The following is a 24,035-nucleotide window of genomic DNA, read 5'->3' on the forward strand; positions in this document are numbered from 1 at the left end:
CATTCCCTGGGCCGGCAAGTTGCTGTCATGATTCCGCAAAAGATATCCTAGCAAATTCTGTGGCGAGTCGCACTCAGTGCCATCAAGCCCAATAATGTCAGCAAGATCGACGTAGGTTCGGGTACTCTCTCAAAGGAAACTCTCAAAACGGGCGTATTCGCAGTTAGCAAAGAGCTATCGAATGTGTAACCGGCTGCCGTCGTGAAACCATTGAATGCCGAAAGGTCCGCAAAGTTGAAAGTGACCGGCAAATTTTCATTTTCTCTCTGCGCGTTGACTCCACCAACAAGAAACGCGGCATTAGCGGGATTCTCCTTTTCCGAACCAGCGTCCCAGATCCGGCTCGCGTCTTCGGTAATACTTGTCAGCAGCAATTCTCCGTTCGCATCCAGAATTTCAAAAGCGGTCGGATTTGCGTTCCCCAGAAAATGATCGTTACTTGGCACGACCATCGTGCCAAAGGTAAAGAAACGGTTTGCGACATCCACTTCGATCAGCGTTGATGCCATATCGCCCGGCAAGAAGGGAGGAATGGTTGGTCCCAACACACTTCCCAAATTAGCGTTAGGCTCGGCGGCGGCAAAAGCTGGAAACCACGTCGAACCCGAGCCACCTTCGGCAATCGTCACGATCGGGGCCTGCGAGATGTCGGGATTGCCTAACAAAAAAGCGGGTTGGTTGTTATCGAAAGAATCGAACGTTCCGTTGCCAAAACCAAACCGCAGGGGTGCTAGCGAAATGCTATTAGCGGGGGCGAGATTCTCCACAGTAACGCGAAGCTTAACAGTTTGCGCCTGTGCGGGTGATAAACTACCGCAAAACAAGAGAACTACTTTCAAGGAAATAAGCGTGCGTAAATACATCATCTGTCCCTCCGAGGTGCGTGAGAAGAAATCGCCAACATAGTACGATTTCGTAACTTCGGAGATTTAGACGCTAGGCTGAGAGAAACATTACAAGCTGAATGAAAAATTTATTGAACTTAATCTTCGTTAAGTCAATTTATTTTTCTTGAGCACTCGCCTGTTCCAATAGATATTTAATTTGGGTACGCCGCGAAGATGAAAGTTGCAGCTTGCTCGCGACGAGTGCTTCCCTCAGAGGGATGGGCATTCGCGTGACCATGTCTTGCATGAATCTCAAATGCGAGCGAAATCGACGGCAAGCGCGACAAAACCAAATATGAAATCGCAAGGCCCACTTTTCCCGCGAGGAAAGCTGGCGATCTAACGATTCAGACTCCAAGCGAGTCGCTTCTCGACAACTGAGATTTAAAAGCGAGACACGAGTGTGTTGGTTCATTAACGACTCCACCTAAGGCAAAAACCATTTCTTCTCTAAGCATTCTCTGAGCAAGATCCGCGCGCGATGAAGTCGCACGGCAAGATTTTGGGGAGTGATTGCTAGCTTTTGAGTCAATTCCTCAACCGCCAAGCGAGCCATTTCACGCAGATGAAAAGCTTGGGACAAATGGGCGGGCAAATCTCCCAAACAACCTTGATAAACTCCCCAGAACTCTACGTTCTCGGCCAACTCCTCGGGTGCCGACTGCCACTTAGTCGGTGCGACTTTCCATTTGCCTCGTTCACTGAAACTCACAGCGCAATCGGCTGTGTCGTCGTCAAGTAACTCAGGAGATTTGTGCTTCGCACGGTAGTAATCCGCGATTTTTCGACGCAGAATCGCAACCAGCCAGGTGCCAAACCGGGCACGCCCGTCAAACTGCTTCCTATGACGAAACGCGGAAAGAAATGTTTCTTGCACCAAATCTTCGGCATGTTCTACGTCGCCGACACGTGAACTGGCATATCGAAAGAGGACGTCACCATATTGATCAACCCACTCGCCAGGGTTGGCACAAGGCTCGGCTGCTGAAGCTGAGTTGGTTGACATGGCTAATCTGTTCCGGTCATTAGGGGGACTTCTTCCCTACAGAAAGTTCTCCTAAGGGCTTAGACGGTCCGCATCCCGGAGGATTACAAAAAATCTTACCCATTCTGAAAAAATGCCATGAGAAATCGGCACCGTCATTCATTTACAGGTGACGTGATAAACCAATGAGCAAAAAAACTAAAAATCCAACGAGCGCTCCACGCCCTTGTCCGTGCTGGGGTCAACCTTCTCGGCGGGTTGCTCTTTATCCTTCGCGACGTCCTGCTTTTCCCGCCAGGGCTGCTTCTTTTGATAACTGGCCAGTTCCTTGGCCAATTGGTCGTCGTTTTCGGGATCGTGCATATCGACCGCCTTTTGCGACCACTCGATCGCGTTGTCGAAGTTGCCCGACTCGGCAAACGCCGCCGCCAGCGTGCTCAAAATATGCGGTAACTTGTACTCGGTCAGCTCGCAGGCCTTGGTCGCCAAATCGACAGCCCGCTTGCCGTCGCGGAGATTTGCTTCGGGAGAAGTTGCCAACACCCACGCCAGATTATTCAAAACCGAACTATCTTCCGGCTCAAGTTTGAGGGCTTCCTCAAAATCGGCAATCGCCTCGGCGTGCTTACCGACGTTTAAGTAAGCATCGGCACGACTCCGCAGGGCCAGAAAGTTTTCCGGATCCAACAGCAGCACGTCATCGTATTCGGAGATCGCCTCTTCGGGCTGCTTATTGATTAAGTAGTACATCGCCAGTTGCATCTTCAACTCGGCTTGATTCGGCACGGCCTTGGTGAGTTGCTGCATCTCGTCGATCGCTTCGTCGAGTCGTTCAAGCTGAGCCAGAATCTCCCCGCGCAAGCGATGGGCCGCCACAACTTGCTGTTCTTCGAGAACAGCATCAACGTCGGCTAACGCCTTATCGTATTGCTTATCGTTGAGATACGCTTCGGCGCGATGCACCAACGGCAACACGTCGCCGGGCTGCAACTCGATTACCTTCGAAAATTCCTGGATCGACTTCTCGTAGTCCTGCTTCTCGCGATAAATCTCGCCACGTTGCTGATAAGGTCCAGGTGCTTGCGGGGCCAGTTTTGTGGCTTCATCAAAACTCTTAAGCGCATCATCCGGTTTGTCCAAATCGCGAAACACTTCGCCTTGCAAGATGAATGCGTTGGCGTCTTCGGGACTTTGTTCGATCAGCTTGTTAATATCCGTCAACGCGTCGTCGTACTTGCCCTTGCTCCGCAGAAACATCGCTCGCACGAGGGCAAAATTCGAGTTGTCGGGCACGAGCTTAATGGCTTCGTCAAAATCGGCCAGCGATTTCTCTTCGTCGGTTTGCACACGCGCACGAAGCATCAACGCCTCGGCCCGGTCATCCACGGGAATATCCTCCGCGGCGAGAAAGTTGGTGAGCAACCGCCGCGCTTCATGGGCATCGCCCCCTGGCAGCGACATCAATTTGCCGAGCATGTAGTTGGCTGTGGGAGGCGGATTGTCGTAAGCCAATACCCGCCGTAAATCGGAAACGATCAGCTTGAGAATCTGCTTGATGCGGTCGTCGCCAATCGAATTGGAATTGACCACCTGCATGAGCGTCGAAGCTCGCTCCATGAGCGCGCCCGACAGCATCTGCTCGGCTGTTTCGGCGTCTTCAACTTCCAGCCCCTTGTCGAGCGCGACTTGCAGCTTGTCGATGACTTGATTGAGATCGGGCAGCCCTTCGGCCGTCACCCGCATCCGCATCGCCTCGTCGAGATCGTCCTGGCCCTTGCTTTCCGCGTGAGCCAATTGGCCCCCGACAGTCAAAACCACGAACGAAAAAAGAAATACCACAAAAGCCGCGAGGTGCGTGCGCCGATCCATCATCGTCCTAACCTTTTGAGTGCTTGCAAAACGGGAAGAGACATCCTTGGGAAGAAATCCGCGTCTTATTATTACCTTTAAGGGCGATTCTGGCCACGGAGAACTCCCGCTGCCCCGCGACTTTCGCGACTGTCGCAAAGAGACGTTGTCGACTAAAATTGCCGTTTTTCACATGTTCTCACGGCCAAAACACCAGAAAGCAGGGCCATGGAAGCCGGAATCGTCGGACTGCCCAATGTCGGCAAATCGACCTTGTTTAATGCACTCACCGCAGCGGGCATCGCTAGCGAAAACTATCCGTTTTGCACGATCGAGCCCAACGTCGGTGCCGTGGCCGTCCCCGATCCGCGCTTGCAACGCATACAAAAACACATTCCCTGCCAAAAAATTGTGCCCGCGATCCTGAAGTTGGTCGACATCGCCGGCATTGTTCGCGGTGCGTCCGAAGGGGAAGGCCTTGGCAACCAATTTCTCTCTCATATCCGGGCCGTGGATGCAATCCTGCACGTCGTGCGTTGCTTCGAGGAACCCGACGTGATTCATGTCGAAGGCAGCGTCGATCCGATCCGCGATATCGAAACGATCGACACCGAATTGATGCTCGCCGATTTGCAGTCGGTCGAATCGATGACCGAACGGGCGAATCGCTCCGCGCGCACGGGCGACAAGGAAGCCAAGCTGCGTCTGGAAGTCTTGGCCGAATGCCACAAGCTGCTCGCCGAAGGCAAGCCAGCCCGGGGGCTCAGCTACGACGATCCGAATTTGGCCAAGGCCTACAAAGAACTGCAACTGCTCACAACCAAGCCCGTCCTCTATGTGGCCAACGTCGATGAAGACGATCTGACGGGCACTGGCAAGCACGTCCAAGCAGTCCGCCAGCGCGCCGAAGCCGAAGGGGGTTCCGTTGTTCCCGTCTGCGCCCGACTAGAAGCCGAGCTCAGTGAACTCGACGAAGCCGAACGCGCAGAAATGCTCGAAAGCCTTGGCCTGACCGAACCGGCCCTCGCAGCGTTGGCTCGCGCGGCTTACCAGCTGCTCGGATTGCAAAGCTTCTTCACCGCGGGCGAAAAGGAAATCCGCGCTTGGACGATCCCCGCCGGCGCCACCGCTCCCCAAGCCGCCGGCGCGATCCACAGCGATTTCGAGCGCGGCTTCATCCGCTGCGAAACGTATTCCGTGGACGACCTCGACCAATACGGCACGGAAAAAGCGATCCGCGACGCCGGCAAGTTGCGCGTCGAAGGAAAAAGCTACATCATGCGCGACAGCGACGTTTGCCACTTCTTGTTCAATGTGTGAAACTGCTGCGCAATAACGAGTCGGAGACGGCTAGCCGCTTCTGTAAATCGGCTTGCGCTTGGTTTAACATGGCAGGAACTTAGTGTCCCGTTTTTAGCTTGCCTTTGTGAGCCTGCCATGGTCCGTCGCCTGCTTTGTGTGTTTTTACTGATATGCTGCCTGCCGCTTTCTGGCTGGGCGCAGTCCGACGAGAAATTGATCCAACCTGCGCTGCTCAAGCCGGGCGACACGATCATGTTCATCGCCCCCGCGGGGTCTTTGGATAAAAAGCGCACCAAGCTCGCCATCAAGCGGCTCAAAGAGCGTGGCTACAAAATCAAACATCGCGACGATCTCTTCGACGAAGTCGGTTATCTCGCCGGCAGCGACGAGCGCCGCGCCGAAGAATTGATGCAGGCCTTCACTGATCCGGAAGTCGATGCGATCTTTCCCGGCACGGGGGGCTATGGCACGACGCGGATCTTGGACATGCTCGATTTCGACGTAATCCGCAAGAATCCTAAGCTGTTTATCGGCTTCAGCGACATCACAGCCCTGCATAATGCGTTCAACAAGAAAGCCGGTTTCATAACTTACCACAGCCCAAACCCCATGTGGGGTCTTGGCAGCGACGATAATCTTAAACCATTTGCAGAAAAATACTTTTTCCGAGCAGTCGAACAAAGCGATCAAAATTCCGAAGACTACGTGATTGACTGCACCGGTTATGGGGAGGAAAAAGATAAGAAAGTTCCTCAGCCGATTGCAATCGGGCATGGCAAAGCACGTGGCCGGCTCGTGGGTGGAAATCTCACGTTGCTCGCCGCGGTCGAAGGTACGCCGTACGCTATCGATACCACCGACGCAATTCTCGTGGTCGAAGACGTCGGCGAAGCCCCTTATCGCATTGACCGCATGCTTCAGCAGCTCAAAACCAACGGCAAGCTCGCCAACCTGCGTGGCGTGGTCGTCGGGCAGTTCACCGACTCTGAGCCAACCGTTTCCAAACTCGATAAATTCATCGCCCACATGAAAAAATACTGGCGACATGTCCAGCGGCTGTTCATCAAGGTCCCCGAACCCAAACCGCGCAAAACCGATCCGCGTTTCACCGCTGAGGGGGTGTTGAAGCAATACTTCGAGCCGCTGGGCATCCCCGTGCTGATGAACTTCCCCATCGGACACGTCACGATGAACTGCACGCTCCCGCTGGGGGGCGAAGTGGAAATCGACGCCGACAAGGCAACGCTGACGGTCATCGGACGGGGAAAATAAGCCATTATTTCTTATCGCCATTCTTCTGCTAGAATACCTGTATGGTTATACAAGGTCACATTCAGAACGGCGTGGTTGTCCCGACGGACGCGCTCACCCTTCCTAATGGAACTGAAGTGACAATTATGGTCCCGGGGTCATTTCCAGCCCCACCTGGAACCATGAGTGACGAACAAAAATCGCGCTATCACAAAGCGCTCGCGAAGATTGATTCCGTTCCCAACGAGAATCCTGGCGATTCCTTCAGTGGAGTCGACCACGATCAAGCTCTCTATGGTGCTTAAACCATGATCTTTGTTGACACGGGTGCTTGGTTTGCGCGCTTTGTCCCTGACGACCCTCAACACAAGAACATGGTGCAGTGGTTCACCAACAACGATCAGCCGCTTGTAACGAGTGACTATTGCGTCGATGAAACACTCACTTTGCTTTCGATTCGCAAACGGACACAATTAGCAATCGAGGCAGGCAGCCAATTCTTTGACGAAACAATGGCTGCGATTTGTTTTCTGGAGAAATCGCAAATCGAACGTGCCTGGATCTTGTTTCAGCAACGCGCCAACGCTGGCTGGAGCTTCACGGATTGCACAAGCAAAATCGTCATTACGGATTTGAAGATTCAAAAAGCCGTCGCTTTCGACCAACACTTCCAACAGTTCGGAATCGAAATTCTGCCCTGATTGTTTGTTTGATAAGTTTAACTAAATAACTCCTGCACAACTTCGCCGCCATCGACCACTTTGATCGGCCGGCCGATGCTGCTCATGTTTTCTTGATCGGCATCGATCCCTAGTGCGTGATAGATCGAGCGGAATAAGTCGGTGACCGCCACGGGGCGTTCGATTACTTCGGTCCCCGACTCGTCGGTTTTGCCGATGACTTGCCCGCCCCGCACACCGCCACCAGCCAGCACGGCATTGAAAGCCCGCGGATAGTGATCGCGGCCAGCACGCGGATTCACCTTCGGCGTGCGGCCAAACTCACCCAGCCACACCACCAGCGTTTTGTCGAGCATGCCGCTCTGCTTGAGATCGCTAATGAGCATCGCGGTTGGTTGGTCGATCTGGGCGGTCAACTCCCGGCCTTTATTGAAACCGTCGACGTGGGTATCCCATCCCTTGGAAACCACTTCGACGAACGTGACACCTTGCTGCACCAAACGCCGAGCCATCAAGCATCCCGCAGCGAATTCTCCTTCGCCATAGGCTTCGCGCAGCTTCGCCGGTTCGCGTTCGATATCAAACGCTTCCATCCGCGGGCTCATGATCATGTCGGAGGCTTGCTTGACGAGCTTGCGCTGATCCTCGACAAGTTGCTCGCCACCGTTGGCCACGAATTCATTTTGCATCGAATTCAATAGTCGCAAGCGGCGTTCGTAACGTTTGTTATCGGTGAGCGGTGTCGTGTTCTCGGGAGGACGCGTGGCCGACTGTAACACGAGCGGATCGTAATCGACTCCCAAGAAGCCGCCGCTTCCGGAACTCGGTAAGCGCCCGCCGATGCGGACATAGCTAGGGAGCTGATTGGCCGCGTCGCCAATTTGATGGGCCACTTGCGAACCAATCGTGGGGAAATTCACGCCACCCATGGGCAGATACCCGTGATGCAGCAAATAGGTCGCCCGCAAGTGGTTTCCTTCTTTGCTCGTCATCGAGCGGATCACGGCCAGATCGTCCATCACTTTCGCGCAGTGAGGCAGATTCTCGGCAAAGTGAATCCCCGGAACACTCGTGGGAATCGCCTTCGTTTCACCGCCGTTGGCATGGTTGGGCTTAGGGCTAAATGTTTCAAACTGCGAAGGCCCACCGCTCATCCACAACAAAATGCACGACATCCCTCGCGAACGAAGTTGCTCCGACGACGCGGCAATCGCGTCGGTCCAACTCATCGTCCCCGCTGCCAAGCCGGCGACCGCGAGTTGCTTGAGAAAATCCCGCCGGCGAACGACCCGACCTTGCCGCGTGGCTACATTCGTGATGTGATGCAATTGGTGTGTCATATTTCTTAGTTCCGGTATTGAAACTCCGCCGAATTCACGAGCGACCAAGCCAAGTCTTCGTAAGCCTCACGACGGTTATTGGCACCCTGTGTGTATTTCCGCATCGCGCCGATTTCTTTCTTGGTTGGCTGTCGGCACAAGCAACGCAAAAAGATTTCCGTAGTGAGCTCGTCATCGTTGGGAATCGTATCGAGCAACTCTTTCAAAGCCGTGTAGCGGTTCGTCCGAACGGCCTGATTCACCTGTCCCGAATTCATCAACGCCAAAACTTGGGGAATAGACGAAACGGCTTCCTCGCGCGGCACGCTGGGATCGTAGCCAAACACCGTCTCGAATTTTCCTCGCTGCGTCCCCGCTCGGCCACGCAATAGCTGCGCTGCCTTGGTCGGTTGTTCGGGCATGTCTAATGCCGAAAGCAATGCGTTGTAAAGCTGATCACTTCGCAGACGCTGGGGTACGTTTGCCGTAAACGGCGTTTCTTCCATCTCACGGCGAGGACGCGATTGTCTTTGATAAGCCGCGGTTTCGCAAATCGTGGCGATCAGCCACTTCATGTCGTAACCACTCTCCTGAAAAGCCTTGCTCAGTAGCTTCACTGTCTCGGGCGCCGTCGATTCGCGGTCAGGGCCAATGTCATCAATGGGCGTGTAAAAACCTTCTCCCACGAGTTCGGCCCACAGGCGGTTGACCACTGCCGTAGCGAACCATTCATTCTCAGTAAGCCACGTGGCCAGTTGCATCCGACGCTGATCATCGGTCGTCCCCCAAGGCACGCTGCTGCTCGTCAGGAAAAACTTCGCTTCCATCTGAGTACCGGGTGCTTGAGGATCTTCCAAGTCGGGCATCATGTGTTCGGCCGTCGGTTGCCGTTCGACATTATTACCACGGGGTCGACGGCGAAAATTATCCTGCCCAACGACTTCAAAACTGCGCTTCGTCAGATCCCGCACGGGCCGCACGGTCACGCGGGGAAAGAACGCCGCGAGCTCATGAAACTGCTCGCGTTTCCAACGATCATAAGGATGATCGTGGCACTGCGCGCATTGAATCTGCACGCCCAAAAAAATACGCGATACCTCGGCGGCGATTTCTTCGGTCTGGCCATCCTGCGCCATCATGATCGCCGTGCCACCCACCTCACGAACGTCGCCATGCGAAGTGATGAACTCCGTGGCGATCCTGTTCCAAGAGCGGTTCTCATTGAGCCACTGGCCCAAGTCGGCTTCGAGCGGGTTCGCCACGAGTTGCGAACGCTCATCCAGCGCGCGGAACAAAATCACATCGCGCCAATAGCGAGCCCAGTTCAAACCGTAATGTGGACTCGCCAGCAACTTGGCGACGAGTTGCGAACGCTTATCTTTGGCCGGATCCAAGACAAACGCGGTCAACTCTTCCGGCGTGGGGATATCCCCCACGAGGTCGAGCCATGCCCGACGAGCAAACGTGGCATCGTCGGTCCGCGGTGCGAGTTTGGTTCGTTCGTCGAACAATTCCGCCGCGAGTGACTGATCAACTTGCCGCGCTACATCGGCGGTAGCAGGGGGCGTGGCGTGAGCAATCGAAATGCTGCTCAAGAGAAACGCAACGAAAAAGCATTTTGAAATCATGGCTCATAGCCGTCGGCGCGAGCCGAGGGTCAGAGGTTGTTTTGTCCCTCGCGGCTCGCGCCGGAGGCTACTCTTATTTTTAACCCCCTCGACGCGATTGAGTATCGCAATAAAGAAAAGGGGCCCTATTTCGCCGTGAAAACACGAAAAAGCCAGTCCCGCGAACGAGACTGGCTTCGTGATTTGCCTTTTTCCAGCAAAAATATTGCTGGCAACCGAATTAACGCTTGGAGAACTGCGTCCCGCGACGAGCACCGTGCAGGCCGTACTTCTTGCGTTCCTTCATGCGCGAATCGCGCGACAGGAAATTCTTCTCACGCAGCTTGGGTTCGAGATCGCTGTCGTGCTTCATCAACGCACGAGCGATACCCTGCATGCAGGCACCCGCTTGGCCCGTCGTGCCGCCGCCATGGACGCGAATCGAAACATCGACCGCACCGCGGACTTCGCAATGATCGAGCGGAGCAACCACGGCGTTGCGATCCTGAGGGACGCGGAAGAATTCTTCCAAATCGCGATCGTTGATCGTGATCTTGCCGCTGCCGGCTTTAATGCGCACGCGAGCCACCGATGTCTTGCGTCGGCCAGTGCCCAAGGCTTCTTCCACAACTGCTGCCATAAGGATTGATTCCTAACATTCAGACTTAAAGATTTTGTTTTGCTTGAATTTCATTCAGGTGATTGAGTATTGGATTCCAGCCTACTCATTCACTTCTACGCCGTAATCGCCAACTCGGTCGGCTCAGGTTGCTGGGCCGTGTGCGGATGCGTGGGGCCCGCGTAAACCTTGAGTTTGCTAAGCATAGCATAGGCCAACTTATTCTTGGGAAGCATGCGTCGGACGGCTTCCATGAGAATCAATTCTGGCTTGTCTTCCAACCGCTTGCCGGCGGTCACGGTCCGCTGACGCGTGTAGCCGGTGTACCAGGCGTATTTCTTCTTTTCCCACTTCGTGCCGGTGAAGGCGATCTTCTCGGCGTTGACAACAACCACAAAATCGCCGGTATCGACGTGTGGGGTGTAAGTGGGCCGGTGCTTGCCCATGAGGATCACGGCAATTTCGCTCGCCAAACGGCCGACGATCTTGTCGGTGGCATCAACCAACAGCCACTTTTGCTCGACCTCGCCGGGCTTGGCCATATATGTTTTCATCATCGTACTTTCCAATAACCTGGGCATATCGCCAGAGACGGACTCCCGGTGCACGCTGGGCGCCGGTTGGGAATCCACCAATTTACCGCTGATTTGCTCACCCGACAAGGGCGAGAACGCTAATTGCCAGGACCCTTTTTCTCGCGGAATTCCTGCAATCGCCGCTGTCGGCGGCGGCCCATCCACAACGCCAGGCCCCACATCGCCAGGAATCCCCCCGTCGTAACCGCCACGACCAAGAGTTTTCGCCGGTCGTGGCCCGCTTGGGCACCCGCCGGGGCCCAGTAGGCTCCCAACGCCAAGAACAGCCCCCAGAGCACCAACGCCACAACGATCGCCACCAAGGGCCAGCGGCTGTTACGGGCTTCCGAAGTTGGCTCTTTCATGGCGGGCTTACGCTGTTAGTTTCGTGCGAAACGGCTTATTGTATTTGAAAGTTCCCACCTCACACAACGCATTGCCCGGTTCGGAGTTCCCCCGCATGATCATCGGTGTCCCCAAAGAGATCAAATTAGATGAATATCGTGTTGCTATGTTGCCCGTCGGGGTCGAAGAGCTAACACGGCGTGGGCATCAGGTGCTCATCGAGCAGGGAGCCGGTTTGGGCTCGGGATTGGCCGATCACGAATATGTCGAGAACGGTGGCGAGCTCGTCGCGACTCCCGAGGAAATCTTTGCCCGGGCCGACATGATCGTGAAGGTCAAGGAACCGATGCCCGCCGAGTGGCCTCTCTTGCGCAAAGGCCAGATTATTTTCACGTATTTTCACTTCGCAGCCGATCGCACGCTTACCGAGGCGGTGTTAGCCTCCGGCTGCACGGCTGTGGCTTACGAAACGTTGGCCGATGACCAAGGCCGCTTGCCGCTGCTCACCCCCATGAGTGAAGTCGCCGGCCGCATGAGCATTCAAGAAGGGGCCAAGTATTTGGAACGCCCACAAATGGGCCGTGGAATTTTGCTCGGCGGCGTGCCAGGGGTGGCCCCCGCGAACATTACGATTCTTGGTGGCGGTGTCGTGGGTGCGAACGCCGCGAAGATCGCCGCTGGCTTCAACGCCGACGTGAGCATCTTAGACATCAACATGGATCGCCTGCGTTACCTCGACGACATCATGCCCCCCAACGTCGACGTGCTGTTCAGCGACCGCCACACGATTCGCGAACAAATTGCGCGAGCTGACTTAGTCGTCGGCGCCGTGTTGATCCCCGGGGCCAAAGCGCCACGGCTAATTGAAGAAGACGATCTCAAGCGGATGAAGCCGGGCAGCGTGATTATCGACGTGGCCATCGATCAAGGTGGCTGCATCGCCACGAGCCGCCCCACGTCGCACAGCCAACCGACTTATATCGTGCATGATGTGCTGCATTACTGCGTCACGAATATGCCCGGTGCCGTGGGCCGTACTAGCACGTATGCCCTCTGCAATGTTACTTTGCCTTATGCACTTCAAATCGCTCAAAAGGGAATTGAGGGCGCGGCCAGAGCCTCGCGGCCAATCGCCCGCGCGGTGAATATGCACGCGGGTCAGGTCACAAATCAACCCGTGGCAGAAACCTTCGGCTTCCCCTGCGCGGAATTGTTTAACTAACCAGCCGCTCGCGGCTTAGCGGTGAACCGGTCAAAACTCATGTCGCTACCACTCGAACCAGCCCTCTGGCAAGGCGACATCAACGGCTGCTTGCTGCTCGTCGATCAAACTCGGTTGCCCAACGCCATCGAGTTTCTGGAATGCGTCGACGTCGATCAGGTGTGGATCGCCATCCAGGAGCTGAGCGTCCGCGGCGCGCCAGCCATCGGCATCGCCGCCGCGTTCGGGGTTTGCTTGGGTGCTCAAGCCGCGCTGGATGCCGACCTCCCCACGATGCAGCATCGGGTCGAACAAGTATGCGATTATCTCGCCACGAGCCGTCCCACGGCTGTCAATTTGTTTGAATCGTTGAATCGCATGCGTAGCGCCGCTAAACGAGCTGCGCCGACTTCGACCCCGATTGACCTCGCTCGTGACTTGCTTGTCGAAGCACACGCGATCCACACCGACGTCAAACGCATGTGTTCCGCTATCGGCACACACGGTGCGGACTTGCTCGCAGATTTGCCGACTAACTGTGGCATCCTCACGCACTGCAACGCTGGTCCCTTGGCCACCGGCGGCGAAGGAACCGCGCTTGCCGTGATCTTCGAACTTGCTCGCCGTGCGAAACAACCGCGCGTGTGGGTCGACGAAACCCGCCCGTTGCTGCAAGGCGCGCGGCTCACCACTTTGGAACTCATGGACCGCGGCATCGACTGCACGCTCATCTGCGACAACATGGCCGCGCACGTCATGCAAGCCGGTCAGGTGCAAGCCGTTATCGTCGGCGCCGACCGCATCGCGGCCAACGGCGACACGGCCAACAAAATTGGGACGTACAGCGTGGCGGTGCTCGCACAAGCTCACAGCATTCCCTTCTATGTGGCCGCCCCGACGAGCACGTTCGATCAAACGCTACCCTCGGGCGATAGAATTCCGATCGAACAGCGTGCGGGCCGCGAAATTGTCGAATCCCACGGCAAAGCAACTGCCCCCAGCGGCGTGGCCGTCTACAACCCAGCGTTCGACGTCACCCCCGCAGCACTGATTTCGGGTATTATTACCGAGCGTGGCGTGGTCCTCGAACCAACGACCGAACGTGTCGCGAAACTTTTCTAACCGCTTATTCACGCTAATATTCGCTAATTTATTCATTCGAAATTAGTTAAGCCTTGAGGTCGTTAGTAACTCACTCATAATTCTTTCATTAGCGCACATTAGCGACTATTAGCGGTTTTATCTGCCGTATGAAAGGAATCTCTCTCATGAGCGAAGCCCAAAAATCTCATCTCTCGATTGGCGAATACCTTATCCAACGCCTGCAAGATTACGGCGTGGCCGATGTCTTTGGCATCCCGGGCGACTACATCTTGTCGTTCTACACCATGCTGGAAAAAAGTCCGCTCAACGCCATCGGCTGCACCCGCGAAGATTGTGCTGGCTTTGCAGCGGATGCCTATGCCCGCGTCCACGGCATGGGCGCGCTTTGCGTCACTTATTGCGTCGGGGGCCTGAGCGTTTGCAATTCCATCGCTGGGGCCTACGCCGAGAAATCGCCGGTCGTTTTGATAACCGGGTCACCGGGTCTGAAAGAACGCCGCAACAATCCGCTGCTGCATCACATGGTTCGCAATTTCCGCACGCAATACGACGTGTTTGAAAAGCTGTGTATCTCGGGCACAGAACTCGATGACCCAATGACCGCGTTTCGCGAAATCGATCGCGTGTTGGCTTCTTGTCAGCGCTACAAACGGCCCGTGTATATCGAGATCCCCCGCGACATGGTCCACGTGCGCCCCGAGGTGATGCCGCCGTTTCTTTCCAACCAGCCCAAGAGCGATAACCGCGCGCTCGCCGAAGCCGTCGAGGAAGCCGCGCGGCGGATCGAACAAGCACGGCAACCCGTGCTCATTCTCGGCGTCGAGCTTCATCGCTTCGGCCTGCAAGACCTCGCGCTCAAAATTGCCGAGCAAGCCAAAATCCCCATGGCCGCCACGATGCTCGGCAAAGGGGTTGTGGCTGAAACTCACCCGCTTTACATGGGCCTGTACGAAGGAGCCCTGGGACGGGAAGAAGTGACCAAGTACGTCGAATCGAGCGATTGCGTCGTGCTGCTGGGCACGTTCATGACCGACATCAACCTCGGCATCTTCACTGCGGAACTCAACATCGGCGATTGCATTTACGCCACGAGCGAACAACTTCGCATCCGCCATCATCACTATCACGACGTCGAGTTCGGTGATTTTATGCGCGAGCTCTCGCAGCGTAAACTCAACATCAAGCAACCCTTGCCCCCCGCGCCCACCGATTGGAACAAAGCCGAATTTAAACTTGAGCCCAAAGCTCCGATCACGATCACCCGGCTGATGGATCGGCTCGACGAGCAATTGCAGGGCAACACGATCGTGGTGGCCGACATCGGCGATGCGCTCTTTGCTTCGACGGAACTCACCACGCGTGGCCGCACCGAATTCTTAAGCCCCGCCTATTACACGTCGATGGGCTTTGCGGTCCCCGCAGCCCTCGGCGCCCAAGTCGCCCGACCTGAAGCGCGTGTCGTGGCCATCGTTGGCGACGGAGCTTTTCAGATGACCGGCATGGAGCTTTCAAATATCGTTCGCCGCAAGATGCCGATCATCGTGATCGTGCTCAACAACGGCGGCTACGGCACGGAACGACTGCTGCACCCCGGCGATTATGAATTCAACGACATTCACACCTGGGAGTACCACAAGCTCCCCGCCGTCCTCGGCGGCGGCACGGGCTATGACATTCACACCGAAGCCGATTTCGACACCGCCCTCAACGCCGCCTGGGCGGACACCTCCGGCCCCAGCATCTTCAACGTCCACTTGAGCGAACAAGACGCCAGCCGCGCCCTCGCCCGCATGGCCGAGCGCATGAGCAAAACGGTGGTGCAGTAAGAAGTAGCGAACATAAACGAGCCTCCCACGTCAGCGGGGGGAGTATTCCAAGGCGAGCCGTCAGCGTGAGCGCCCGGAGATTTTTTCTCACGGCCAACTCACCCGCCAAAGACCGCAGCCATCAAATCTTCGATTTCGCCTTCAATCGGCCCCTCATAATCGTCTCGCCAACCCGTGGGAATATCGCCAAATTCCTCCGCCCCATAATTGATGACATCCCAACTTTCAAAGGCATCATCCGCGGCTACTGTCTCGTAGTATGACTCATTCTCTTGAGCGAATAGCTGTAACTCAACGGTCTCTTCTGAGGGTAACCACCAATTCGAGACTTTTGCCGTTACGATTGGCGGCACTTGAACCACGGTAGTAGTCTCTCCCACGTCGCTTAGCAGTAGTTCTTGCGGGAAATTCGTGGCGATATCGTCCTCCAATCCGGTAGCAACATACGCCAAGGACATGCTAGTCCCATACCCATCTTGCCAAATGCCGAGGACTCCGCTATCGAAATCGCCTTCTCGCTGCCACGTCAAGAAGTCTCGGCCATCTACGTCGCCATCCTGGTCGATATCACCATCACTTTGCTGTGATTGCCCATATGATTGCTGCCAAAAGGCAAGATCTTTGCCATCCACTAAGGAATCACCATTGCAATCGCCATCTGCCAAGCTTGGACTAATAGTCCCCGCGCCTCGCTGCCAATGTAAGAAATCCCTACCGTCTACGTCAGCATCTTGGTCAAAGTCGCTTGTGATTGGTGGGTTGGGGTTCACCTGAATCGTAATCAATCGGAAGTCGTTTGATTGAGCCACACCGTCGCTTACGGTAAGCAGAGTGAGATATGTTCCCGCGGAATTGGCTACAAAATTTGAAACGGGACTCAGTGGACTCGATATGACAGGCATTGGCGATTCGTTGGTGCTTGTAAGAATCTCCCACTTATAAGTAAGAGTATCACCATCGGCATCCCGACTCCGTATGCCGTTCAAATTGATCGGCAATCCGGTGAGCCCAAAAGTATCCGTCAAAGACGCATCTGCGATTGGTGGCTGATTGCCCCGCACAGTAATCAGCAAGTATTCGGTATTTGACTTCAGGCCATCACTGACAACCAGCGCAACTGCATAGACACCTGGAGTGTTGGTATTCAATGTTGCTAATGATGTATTGCTTCTACTGATTGACGGTTTGGAACCATTCGTGCTGGAAATAAAGGACCACTGATAGCTCAGTAGATCTCCATCGGGGTCGTAACTATGCCGCCCATCTAAAGTCGGATAGTTCCCTCCAGCTATCAAGAAAGTTGTCGAAGCACTAGTATCAGCTACAGGCGTTTGATTATCCCCCATTGTGATATGAACAACATTGGTATCCATCAACTCACCGTCGCTCACGGTCACTTGCACCGTATAGCTCCCCGGCAAGTTAGCCGAAAATGACGCCTTCTTCTGTGAGCCGCTAACAACGCTTGTTATGGCATTTACTGGGCTCGCAAGCACTGTCCAGCTATAGCTTAGAGCGTCTCCGTCGGGATCAGAACTTAAACTGGAATCAAGTAGCACATTTGTTCTTCCGGCAACTCCTGATAATCCTGACAACGTGGCATCAGCGATCGGAGCTTGATTCGCCGTCACTGTTACAATCATGCTGTTTACATGCGTTAAATATCCATCTGATACCGTAAGGTTGATCTCATAGACGCCAGGAACGTCTGCTAAGAACGATGTAATCTCCTGTCGATCATTCGTGATACTCGGATTACTACCCGTTGGTTTGGATTCTATCGTCCAATGATACTCGACCACATCACCGTCACTATCAAAGCTAAGGCTACCATCAAGAATGGCAGCAATACGATTCCCAACCGCATGGTTTGTTGACAAAGAGGTATCGGCAACCGGTGCAAAATTTGTGCGGACGTTGACCTTCACTGTATCTGAGGAGGAATGAACACCGTCACTAACGGTCAATCGCAACAGATAGTCACCCGCCGCTTGACCTACAAAACTGGTCACTGCACTCATGGAATTTCCGAATATTCCGCCGCCAGGTCCGCTCTCGATGCTCCATTCATAATTGAGCGGATTTGGTAAACCATCGGGATCAAACGAAGCTGAACCGTCTAGTTGGACACTAATGCCAATAGGTACGCGCTGATCGTTACCTGCATCTGCGACGGGTGTCGGCTTGGGAATCACATTCAGATTGGGATCAAGCAGAGTGAAATTGGGAGCGCCCGAACTCATGGAAACAACAAGCAGTTTGTCAGCGCTGATGGCCGTCAAGGAATGTGCTGAGCCGGGAAATTGCTTAACTTGGCCAGGAGCGTAGGTGCTGCCCAACCATTCTTGGACTTGGAAGGTGCCAGAAATATTGCGGACCGTAAACATCCGATTTCCAAGCCACGCGATGTCGGAAACCGAAGTACTAAGCGACTGTGTCTTGCGAGCCAATGTCGTCGCGTCATGAATTTTGCCTGAGCCAAGTACAACAAAACTTCCATCGGGAGAAACACGGATGGGGTGCATAAATCCGCTACTATCATGAAGAGGCGAATCCGTATAACCTCCCAGAACTCCATTGGTAATGACCTCAGACAAGAGGTCATTAGGGGACGTATCATCCCGGAAGAAGTACATCTTCTGCTGAACGTCACTCCAAATATATTCTGAGGAATAGTAGTTCCAGTCTTCTGCTGAAAGCTGGGTTCCGTCAGGAGCGAACGTATAGTGCGAAATCCAAGCCCCAGAACCATCAGCAGCGAACAGATACTCACCAGCTGCTGCCAAACCGAGCGGTGCACTAGGAAGGGTCGCGAAGGGTATCTCGGTCGGATTCTCGAGATTCAGGTCGATCTTTCGTATGAGCCCCGTTGAATAGGCGAGATAAATTGTGTTCGTCTCGGACGAGTACGTCATATAATCCGGAGCACCAATCAGCGGAATGGTGGTCCCGAACTCCTGTCGAACTGGGTCCCAGCGAAATACACTTTGATGAGCTTTACTAAATACAAGCGCGCTGCCATCAGCGGCGCGTATGAGTTTATCCGGAGTGTAGATGAGTCCGTTTGGATCAATTGGTTCATTAGGTTTGGGAGCATTCAATGATGACAACGCCACCTCTTCGATGCGATAGCCACTGGATTCTGAACCATCATCAAAGACTGCTAGAATACTGTCGGAATTAACCAGGATTTCGCGCGGTACCCCGCTAAGGGCGTGACTTCCTGTTGGAAGGATGCCTACTGAGTAAGCGGTCAGAACAGATCCATAGCGAACGATCGGTATGGATCCACCGACGAAATCTATTTCATCAATCCGAGTGCCAAAGCTATTGAGCCGAGTGAGGCTATTTGTGGAATAGAGTGTTCCAGAATCGTCGACAACTTTACCACCATCCGGGAAAGTCCATGTGTTAGAAGCTCCCGGATAATCTCCGTGATATGGGCTATCACCCCCTCCCACAAACGCACCTGTATCGGAGTACGTCACATAAGTGATGTCAGCTGGACTGATACCGCTCGATCTGCCAAAGATGCGATTGGCTTCTGGCGCGATTGACGAGCCGTAGACCGAATCAACGTAGTTCTCGAAGTTGGATATAATTGTGTTGGTCGACTTGTCAATGCTGACAAACCGAGCATAGAGACCACTCGAATGATTAACGAACAGCAAATTTCCATCAGTGTGCAGTGCTTTTACTGTATTTGCTGCATTAAGAAGATGCACCGGCGCGGAGCCATCTAGAGCGTAGCGGTAAACTGACGTGTTATAAGCAATGTATATGCCATCGCTATCAGTTAATGCATATGTCGGCGGAGCAGAAGCGCCAGCGAGTGGTGTTGATGTAAGCCATATCTGATTCGAGATATCATAACGATCCAATTCGCGATTTGTGACGTCAAGAAAGTAGCCAATACCGTCATGCTCAAACGCAGTTGCAGACAAAAGATTCCGACTCTCCAGTGGCTCAAAGGAGAGACTTCGCTTCCTACCAGCTCGTAAAGAATTGATTCTGCAATGAATTTTCCAGTTCGTTTCCATGTAGAGCCCCCGACATTAAGCTAGAAGTGCCGTGCATTCTAGTGTCGGAAGGACAAGCTGCAAACAGAAATTTAGACAAAAAATGTCTGGACAGAAGGTTCTAGTTATAATTTTTAAATTTATTAACAGCCTTCATTGTATCTTAACGGCAATTATCAACACGTGCCCACATCCTATAATCTTACTGTCAAGCTAGCGTCGTAACCTCTTGCTACATATCGTAATACAAACAGAACTCATAAGGATGCGGCCGCAGCGCCAGCGCTTCCACTTCGTTCTTTTGCTTGTAGCTGATCCACGTGTTGATCACATCCTGCGTAAACACATCGCCGCGTAGCAGGAATTCATGATCGCGCGATAAAGCCGCGAGTGCTTCGCCCAGCGAACCCGGCGTGCTGGGTACTTTGGCCAACTCTTCCGGTTCGAGATCGTAAATATCCTTGTCGAGCGGTTCGCCGGGGTGAATCTTATTCTGAATGCCGTCGATCACCGCCATCATCAATGCCGAGAAAGCCAGATACGGATTCGAGCTGGGGTCGGGGCAACGAAACTCGATCCGCTTCGCCTTGGGGCTGGGGCTGTACATCGGAATTCGACACGCCGCCGAGCGATTTCGTTGTGAGTAGGCCAAATTGACCGGCGCTTCATAACCCGGGACCAACCGCTTGTAGCTGTTGGTTGTCGGATTAGTGAACGCCAACAGGGCAGGGGCGTGGGCCAGAATGCCGCCGATCGCGTAGAGCGCTTCGTCGCTCAAGCCCGCGTAACCGCCACCGGCAAACAAAGGTTGGCCACCCTTCCACAAAGAAATATGCGTGTGCATCCCCGAGCCGTTATCGCCGTACAGCGGCTTGGGCATAAAGGTAACAGTCTTGTTATGCTTCGCCGCCACGTTCTTGATAATGTACTTATACAAGCACATGCTGTCGGCCATCGTCACCAACTCGTTGTACTTGAGATCGATCTCCGATTGGCCCGCGGTCGCCACTTCATGATGCTGCGCTTCGACGTCGAGCCCGCAGTCGATCATCGTCATCATCATCTCATTGCGAAGATTCATGAGCTGATCGGCGGGGGGCACCGGGAAGTAACCTTCCTTGTGCCGCAGCTTGTAACCTAAGTTAGAACCACGCCCTTGGGCGCGATAATCGGTTCCCCGATTCCACTGAGCTTCGTCGCTATCAATGAAGAAGTAGCTGTGCTGCGGAGCTTGATCGAACCGCACGTCATCAAACACAAAGAACTCGGCCTCGGGGCCGATGTAACACGTGTCGGCAATGCCCGTGCTTTTAAGATAGTTGACCGCCTTGCGCGCGACGTTCCGCGGATCGCGCGTGTAATCTTCGCGCGTGATGGGGTCTTGAATGTTACAGATCATGCACAGTGTTGTGATCTCGGTGAACGGATCGATGAACGCCGTTTCGGGCTGCGGCACGAGCAGCATGTCGCTCTCGTTAATCGCCTGCCAACCCCGGATGCTCGAGCCGTCGAAGCCGAGGCCATCTTCAAAGACTTCTTCTTCCAACTTTTCGACGGGAATCGTGAAGTGCTGCCACAACCCGGGAAAATCCATGAACCGCAAATCGACCGCACGCACGCCGCGTTCACGACAAAGGGCCAACACATCTTGAGGCGTCATCATCACGGAAAGTTCCTTTGGACAAGGTCATTCCGAAAGGAGTTCTGCGACTTGAGGAATCTGGCTTCCATCTCAACACGTCTTCAATCCGTGAAGATGACGCGAGCCAGATCCCTCGGTCGGTGAGCCTCCCTCGGGATGACATGGGTTTAGCGACCACTAACTGCCCGACACGATACAACAGAAAACCCCTTCTGGCCAGCGGCCAAAAGGGGTTTCATTTGCTTAAGCCTGCATGACAGCCAAGCTGGCTGCCCCACAGATTACGAACGCAGCGTCGCGAGAATTTCGCGAACAACCTTGTAAGGATCAGCGTTCGAAGCCGGACGGCGATCTTCCAAGTAACCCTTCCAACCGTTCTGCACCGTGCCGATGGGGATGCGGATCGAAGAACCGCGGTCCGACACGCCGTAGCTGAACTTGTGGATCGATTGGGTTTCGTGCAGACCGGTCAAGCGTTGGTCGTTGTCCGAACCGTAAGAAGCAATGTGCTCCTTGTGACGCTTGCTGAACTTGTCGCAGATGCCCTTGATCAACTCTTCGCCACCCTTGTCGCGAATCGGCGTGGTGGAGAAGTTCGTGTGCATGCCCGAACCATTCCAGTCGCCCTTGACCGGCTTGGGATGCAGCTCGATCGTCAGGTTGTACTTTTCAGCAGTACGGAACAACAGGAAGCGGCTCAGCCACAGGTCGTCGCAAGCTTGCTTCGCACCCTTGCCGAACAATTGGTATTCCCATTGACCCTTCATCACTTCGGCATTGATGCCGGTGACCGACAGACCCGCATCGAGGCAGGCATCGAGGTGATCTTCAACCAAATCACGACCGACGCAGTTCTTAATGCCGACCGAGCAGTAGTAAGGACCTTGAGGACCAGGGTATCCATCAGTCGGGAAGCCCAGAGGACGGCCATCCTTCATGATGGTGTATTCTTGCTCGAAACCGAGCCACAAATCGGTGTCGTCCTCGAAGCTGCCACGGCCATTGGTCGAGTGGACCGAACCATCGGCGTTCAGTACTTCGCACATCACGATCGAAGCGTTCTTGCGGCAAGGATCCTTGATCATGCGCACTGGCTTCAACAAGCAGTCCGAGCTATGACCTTCGGCTTGTTGCGTGCTGGAACCGTCGAACGACCAACCCGGGCAATCTTCCGGCTTCTTGGGCTCGCTGTCGACGATCTTGGTCTTGCTGCGGATGTTGGGTTCGGGCTTATAACCGTCCAACCAAACGTACTCAAGCTTGTAACTCATCTTTTTGATGACTCCTCGAATAATATCGAACTAAAACTTTGTGACTTGTTTCCCTACAGGAACAATTGTTGTTGTCGTTCCGTGAATTCGCTGTCTTACCGTGAATTCATGAGGCCGGGGAAGTTCGCCATCGACCCGCCTACAACAATTGCATGAAACTTATATTGCCTCGACGCTGACCGAAGGTCGCCAGACGTCGTGAAACAGGAATTGCCGTCTTCGACCCACGACGATCTGTCGTGGGGGAATCCTCATCGTAGAAATTCTGCCGCTCGACTGCTAGTCGCCGAAGATTTCTGCTAACGAAAATGAAAACTAAGCAGAACCGGCCTAGGAATGGACCGTTCACGGGCCGAGAAAGCCCGAAAATGGGTAAACCGTCAGGAAGAATCCGCCTAATTTCCCGCCATTTCCGTCGGGAAGGATGAGGTCCCGAAGAGAGCGTGAAATAACCCTTTGCAAGCGTAGTGCCAATCACTACAAGGGTGTAACAGGATTTTCCCTAAACGATTAGATGGCCTATATTTATCCCAACTGAACGGCACGCGTGCCTCGCACCCGCGGGCCATCACGTGCCCTAGTATGCCGCACCCACTGCTAAGGGGGTGGGCAAGCCGAGGGTCGGCAGCCAAGTAGTTTTTCTCTTCGCCGCGGGCTTACCAACGCACTTGTCGACGTTTTCCATGACCGATTCATCCTCCCCCACTCCCCGACGCAATCTGAAGTTCTTGCCTACCGCGGCAACCTTCAAACTGCTGGAACCGATTGGCTCGGGGACCGTGGGAGTTGTCTACCGCGCCGAAAGCCCCGACATTGCCGGGCCGGTTGCCATCAAGCTGCTCCACTCCTCGATCGCCCACGACGAAAATATCGTCAATCGCTTCCAACGCGAGATCGTCATCATGGAGCGGCTCAACCACCCGCACATCGTTCGCAACTACGGCGGTGGGATCATGGATGGCCACTATTTCTATGCCATGCAATTGCTCGAGCAGGGCAACATGCGCGATCGCATCAAAAAGCAAGGCCCGTTCACATGGCAACAAACGGCCACCTACGCCGCACAGATTGCCTCGGCCCTGCAACATGCCCACAACTACGGCATCATTCACCGCGATCTGAAATCCAGCAATTTGTTCTTCGACAGCGACGGCAAATTGCTGCTCGGCGATTTCGGCATCGCTCGCGATACGCACGATGCCGACATCAGTGCTTCAGGGATCGCGGTCGGAACTTACGCTTACATGTCTCCCGAACAAATCTGTGGCGACAGCTCGCTCACGGGCAAAACCGATCTCTATTCACTCGGCTGCGTGATGTACGAAATGCTCACGGGCAAGCCTCCATTCCGCGGAGCCAACTTCGCCCAAGTGTGGCATCAGCATCTCAACGAGCAACCGAAGCCGCTCGCCGAGCAAGGCATCGATTGCCCCGCGTGGCTCGAGCAAATGATTATGCAACTTCTCGAAAAAGACCCCGAGAAGCGACCGTTCAACGCCCGCGCCGTGCAGGGTTATCTCAAAGATCATCTCGCCGACGAGCAACCCTAGCCGC

General features: G+C 54.4%; 20 protein-coding genes. 8 read left to right on the plus strand and 12 right to left on the minus strand.

Features of this window, described 5'->3' with window-relative positions:
• Nucleotides 1-47: 47 nt before the first annotated feature.
• From AC6T8Q_RS20620 to AC6T8Q_RS20635, 4 genes are all read right to left on the minus strand, one after another.
• Nucleotides 48-863, minus strand: coding sequence for a spondin domain-containing protein (locus tag AC6T8Q_RS20620; RefSeq protein WP_500680871.1), 816 nt, complete (start codon nt 861-863; stop codon nt 48-50).
• Nucleotides 864-1,002: 139 nt separating this feature from the next.
• A complete protein-coding gene (locus AC6T8Q_RS20625; protein WP_496920486.1) occupies nt 1,003-1,302 on the minus strand; it encodes a zf-HC2 domain-containing protein in 300 nt (99 codons plus the stop codon).
• Between the two features lie 12 nt (nt 1,303-1,314).
• Nucleotides 1,315-1,893 (minus strand): sigma-70 family RNA polymerase sigma factor, encoded by a 579-nt coding sequence (locus tag AC6T8Q_RS20630; protein ID WP_500680872.1) that lies wholly within the window; start codon nt 1,891-1,893, stop codon nt 1,315-1,317.
• Between the two features lie 177 nt (nt 1,894-2,070).
• Nucleotides 2,071-3,744 carry a tetratricopeptide repeat protein gene (locus AC6T8Q_RS20635; RefSeq protein ID WP_500680873.1) on the minus strand — a complete coding sequence of 558 codons (1,674 nt, stop codon included), beginning with the start codon at nt 3,742-3,744 and terminating at the stop codon, nt 2,071-2,073.
• 204 nt (nt 3,745-3,948) lie between these two features.
• Between AC6T8Q_RS20635 and ychF the strand changes: the two genes are divergently transcribed.
• The 4 genes from ychF to AC6T8Q_RS20655 all read left to right on the plus strand — a co-directional run bounded on the left by ychF (nt 3,949) and on the right by AC6T8Q_RS20655 (nt 6,974).
• Nucleotides 3,949-5,040, plus strand: coding sequence for a redox-regulated ATPase YchF (ychF, locus tag AC6T8Q_RS20640; RefSeq protein ID WP_496920489.1), 1,092 nt, complete (start codon nt 3,949-3,951; stop codon nt 5,038-5,040).
• A 117-nt stretch (nt 5,041-5,157) separates the two neighbouring features.
• The gene (locus AC6T8Q_RS20645) at nt 5,158-6,294 is read left to right on the plus strand and encodes a S66 peptidase family protein (protein ID WP_500680874.1); all 1,137 of its coding nucleotides are present in this window, start codon (nt 5,158-5,160) and stop codon (nt 6,292-6,294) included.
• A 161-nt stretch (nt 6,295-6,455) separates the two neighbouring features.
• Entirely contained in the window at nt 6,456-6,578 is a 123-nt protein-coding gene (locus AC6T8Q_RS20650; protein ID WP_500680875.1) for a hypothetical protein, read from the plus strand.
• A gap of 3 nt (nt 6,579-6,581) precedes the next feature.
• Nucleotides 6,582-6,974, plus strand: coding sequence for a type II toxin-antitoxin system VapC family toxin (locus AC6T8Q_RS20655; protein WP_500680876.1), 393 nt, complete (start codon nt 6,582-6,584; stop codon nt 6,972-6,974).
• Nucleotides 6,975-6,991: 17 nt separating this feature from the next.
• On the opposite strand, the gene AC6T8Q_RS20660 is transcribed toward AC6T8Q_RS20655, so the two are convergent.
• The 5 genes from AC6T8Q_RS20660 to AC6T8Q_RS20680 all read right to left on the minus strand — a co-directional run bounded on the left by AC6T8Q_RS20660 (nt 6,992) and on the right by AC6T8Q_RS20680 (nt 11,438).
• A complete protein-coding gene (locus AC6T8Q_RS20660; RefSeq protein WP_500680877.1) occupies nt 6,992-8,293 on the minus strand; it encodes a DUF1501 domain-containing protein in 1,302 nt (433 codons plus the stop codon).
• Between the two features lie 5 nt (nt 8,294-8,298).
• On the minus strand, nt 8,299-9,900 hold the full coding sequence (locus AC6T8Q_RS20665) for a DUF1549 domain-containing protein (protein WP_500680878.1): 1,602 nt from the start codon (nt 9,898-9,900) through the stop codon (nt 8,299-8,301).
• A gap of 220 nt (nt 9,901-10,120) precedes the next feature.
• A complete protein-coding gene (gene rpsI / locus AC6T8Q_RS20670; protein WP_496920493.1) occupies nt 10,121-10,519 on the minus strand; it encodes a 30S ribosomal protein S9 in 399 nt (132 codons plus the stop codon).
• Between the two features lie 95 nt (nt 10,520-10,614).
• Nucleotides 10,615-11,055 (minus strand): 50S ribosomal protein L13, encoded by a 441-nt coding sequence (gene rplM, locus AC6T8Q_RS20675; RefSeq protein ID WP_496920494.1) that lies wholly within the window; start codon nt 11,053-11,055, stop codon nt 10,615-10,617.
• A gap of 116 nt (nt 11,056-11,171) precedes the next feature.
• Complete coding sequence (locus tag AC6T8Q_RS20680) at nt 11,172-11,438, minus strand: hypothetical protein (RefSeq protein WP_500680879.1); 267 nt, start codon at nt 11,436-11,438, stop codon at nt 11,172-11,174.
• 95 nt (nt 11,439-11,533) lie between these two features.
• On the opposite strand from AC6T8Q_RS20680, the gene ald reads away from it, so the two are divergent.
• The 3 genes from ald (at nt 11,534) to AC6T8Q_RS20695 (ending at nt 15,549) form a co-directional block, all read left to right on the plus strand.
• Complete coding sequence (gene ald / locus AC6T8Q_RS20685) at nt 11,534-12,640, plus strand: alanine dehydrogenase (RefSeq protein ID WP_496923093.1); 1,107 nt, start codon at nt 11,534-11,536, stop codon at nt 12,638-12,640.
• A gap of 39 nt (nt 12,641-12,679) precedes the next feature.
• A complete protein-coding gene (mtnA, locus tag AC6T8Q_RS20690) occupies nt 12,680-13,741 on the plus strand; it encodes an S-methyl-5-thioribose-1-phosphate isomerase (RefSeq protein WP_500680880.1) in 1,062 nt (353 codons plus the stop codon).
• A gap of 146 nt (nt 13,742-13,887) precedes the next feature.
• On the plus strand, nt 13,888-15,549 hold the full coding sequence (locus AC6T8Q_RS20695) for an alpha-keto acid decarboxylase family protein (RefSeq protein WP_500680881.1): 1,662 nt from the start codon (nt 13,888-13,890) through the stop codon (nt 15,547-15,549).
• 98 nt (nt 15,550-15,647) lie between these two features.
• Here AC6T8Q_RS20695 and AC6T8Q_RS20700 read toward each other — a convergent pair whose 3' ends face one another.
• The 3 genes from AC6T8Q_RS20700 to AC6T8Q_RS20710 form a co-directional block, all read right to left on the minus strand.
• Nucleotides 15,648-19,493, minus strand: a complete 3,846-nt coding sequence (locus AC6T8Q_RS20700; protein ID WP_500680882.1) for a PKD domain-containing protein — start codon at nt 19,491-19,493, stop codon at nt 15,648-15,650.
• A gap of 307 nt (nt 19,494-19,800) precedes the next feature.
• Nucleotides 19,801-21,231 carry a type I glutamate--ammonia ligase gene (gene glnA, locus AC6T8Q_RS20705; RefSeq protein ID WP_500680883.1) on the minus strand — a complete coding sequence of 477 codons (1,431 nt, stop codon included), beginning with the start codon at nt 21,229-21,231 and terminating at the stop codon, nt 19,801-19,803.
• 260 nt (nt 21,232-21,491) lie between these two features.
• Complete coding sequence (locus AC6T8Q_RS20710; RefSeq protein ID WP_496920501.1) at nt 21,492-22,481, minus strand: glutamine synthetase beta-grasp domain-containing protein; 990 nt, start codon at nt 22,479-22,481, stop codon at nt 21,492-21,494.
• 683 nt (nt 22,482-23,164) lie between these two features.
• Here AC6T8Q_RS20710 and AC6T8Q_RS20715 point away from each other — a divergent pair.
• Entirely contained in the window at nt 23,165-24,031 is an 867-nt protein-coding gene (locus tag AC6T8Q_RS20715) for a serine/threonine protein kinase (RefSeq protein ID WP_500680884.1), read from the plus strand.
• The last annotated feature ends 4 nt before the right edge of the window (nt 24,032-24,035 follow it).

The sequence above is a fragment of the Bythopirellula sp. genome (assembly GCF_041737835.1).
Lineage (GTDB): Bacteria > Planctomycetota > Planctomycetia > Pirellulales > Lacipirellulaceae > Bythopirellula.

Coding starts and splice junctions, on each gene's coding strand:
- AC6T8Q_RS20620 (WP_500680871.1), bottom strand. CDS start 863: ATGTATTTACGCACGCTTATTTCCTTGAAAGTAGTTCTCTTGTTTTGC.
- AC6T8Q_RS20625 (WP_496920486.1), bottom strand. CDS start 1,302: ATGAACCAACACACTCGTGTCTCGCTTTTAAATCTCAGTTGTCGAGAA.
- AC6T8Q_RS20630 (WP_500680872.1), bottom strand. CDS start 1,893: ATGTCAACCAACTCAGCTTCAGCAGCCGAGCCTTGTGCCAACCCTGGC.
- AC6T8Q_RS20635 (WP_500680873.1), bottom strand. CDS start 3,744: ATGATGGATCGGCGCACGCACCTCGCGGCTTTTGTGGTATTTCTTTTT.
- ychF (WP_496920489.1), top strand. CDS start 3,949: ATGGAAGCCGGAATCGTCGGACTGCCCAATGTCGGCAAATCGACCTTG.
- AC6T8Q_RS20645 (WP_500680874.1), top strand. CDS start 5,158: ATGGTCCGTCGCCTGCTTTGTGTGTTTTTACTGATATGCTGCCTGCCG.
- AC6T8Q_RS20650 (WP_500680875.1), top strand. CDS start 6,456: ATGAGTGACGAACAAAAATCGCGCTATCACAAAGCGCTCGCGAAGATT.
- AC6T8Q_RS20655 (WP_500680876.1), top strand. CDS start 6,582: ATGATCTTTGTTGACACGGGTGCTTGGTTTGCGCGCTTTGTCCCTGAC.
- AC6T8Q_RS20660 (WP_500680877.1), bottom strand. CDS start 8,293: ATGACACACCAATTGCATCACATCACGAATGTAGCCACGCGGCAAGGT.
- AC6T8Q_RS20665 (WP_500680878.1), bottom strand. CDS start 9,900: ATGATTTCAAAATGCTTTTTCGTTGCGTTTCTCTTGAGCAGCATTTCG.
- rpsI (WP_496920493.1), bottom strand. CDS start 10,519: ATGGCAGCAGTTGTGGAAGAAGCCTTGGGCACTGGCCGACGCAAGACA.
- rplM (WP_496920494.1), bottom strand. CDS start 11,055: ATGATGAAAACATATATGGCCAAGCCCGGCGAGGTCGAGCAAAAGTGG.
- AC6T8Q_RS20680 (WP_500680879.1), bottom strand. CDS start 11,438: ATGAAAGAGCCAACTTCGGAAGCCCGTAACAGCCGCTGGCCCTTGGTG.
- ald (WP_496923093.1), top strand. CDS start 11,534: ATGATCATCGGTGTCCCCAAAGAGATCAAATTAGATGAATATCGTGTT.
- mtnA (WP_500680880.1), top strand. CDS start 12,680: ATGTCGCTACCACTCGAACCAGCCCTCTGGCAAGGCGACATCAACGGC.
- AC6T8Q_RS20695 (WP_500680881.1), top strand. CDS start 13,888: ATGAGCGAAGCCCAAAAATCTCATCTCTCGATTGGCGAATACCTTATC.
- glnA (WP_500680883.1), bottom strand. CDS start 21,231: ATGATGACGCCTCAAGATGTGTTGGCCCTTTGTCGTGAACGCGGCGTG.
- AC6T8Q_RS20710 (WP_496920501.1), bottom strand. CDS start 22,481: ATGAGTTACAAGCTTGAGTACGTTTGGTTGGACGGTTATAAGCCCGAA.
- AC6T8Q_RS20715 (WP_500680884.1), top strand. CDS start 23,165: ATGACCGATTCATCCTCCCCCACTCCCCGACGCAATCTGAAGTTCTTG.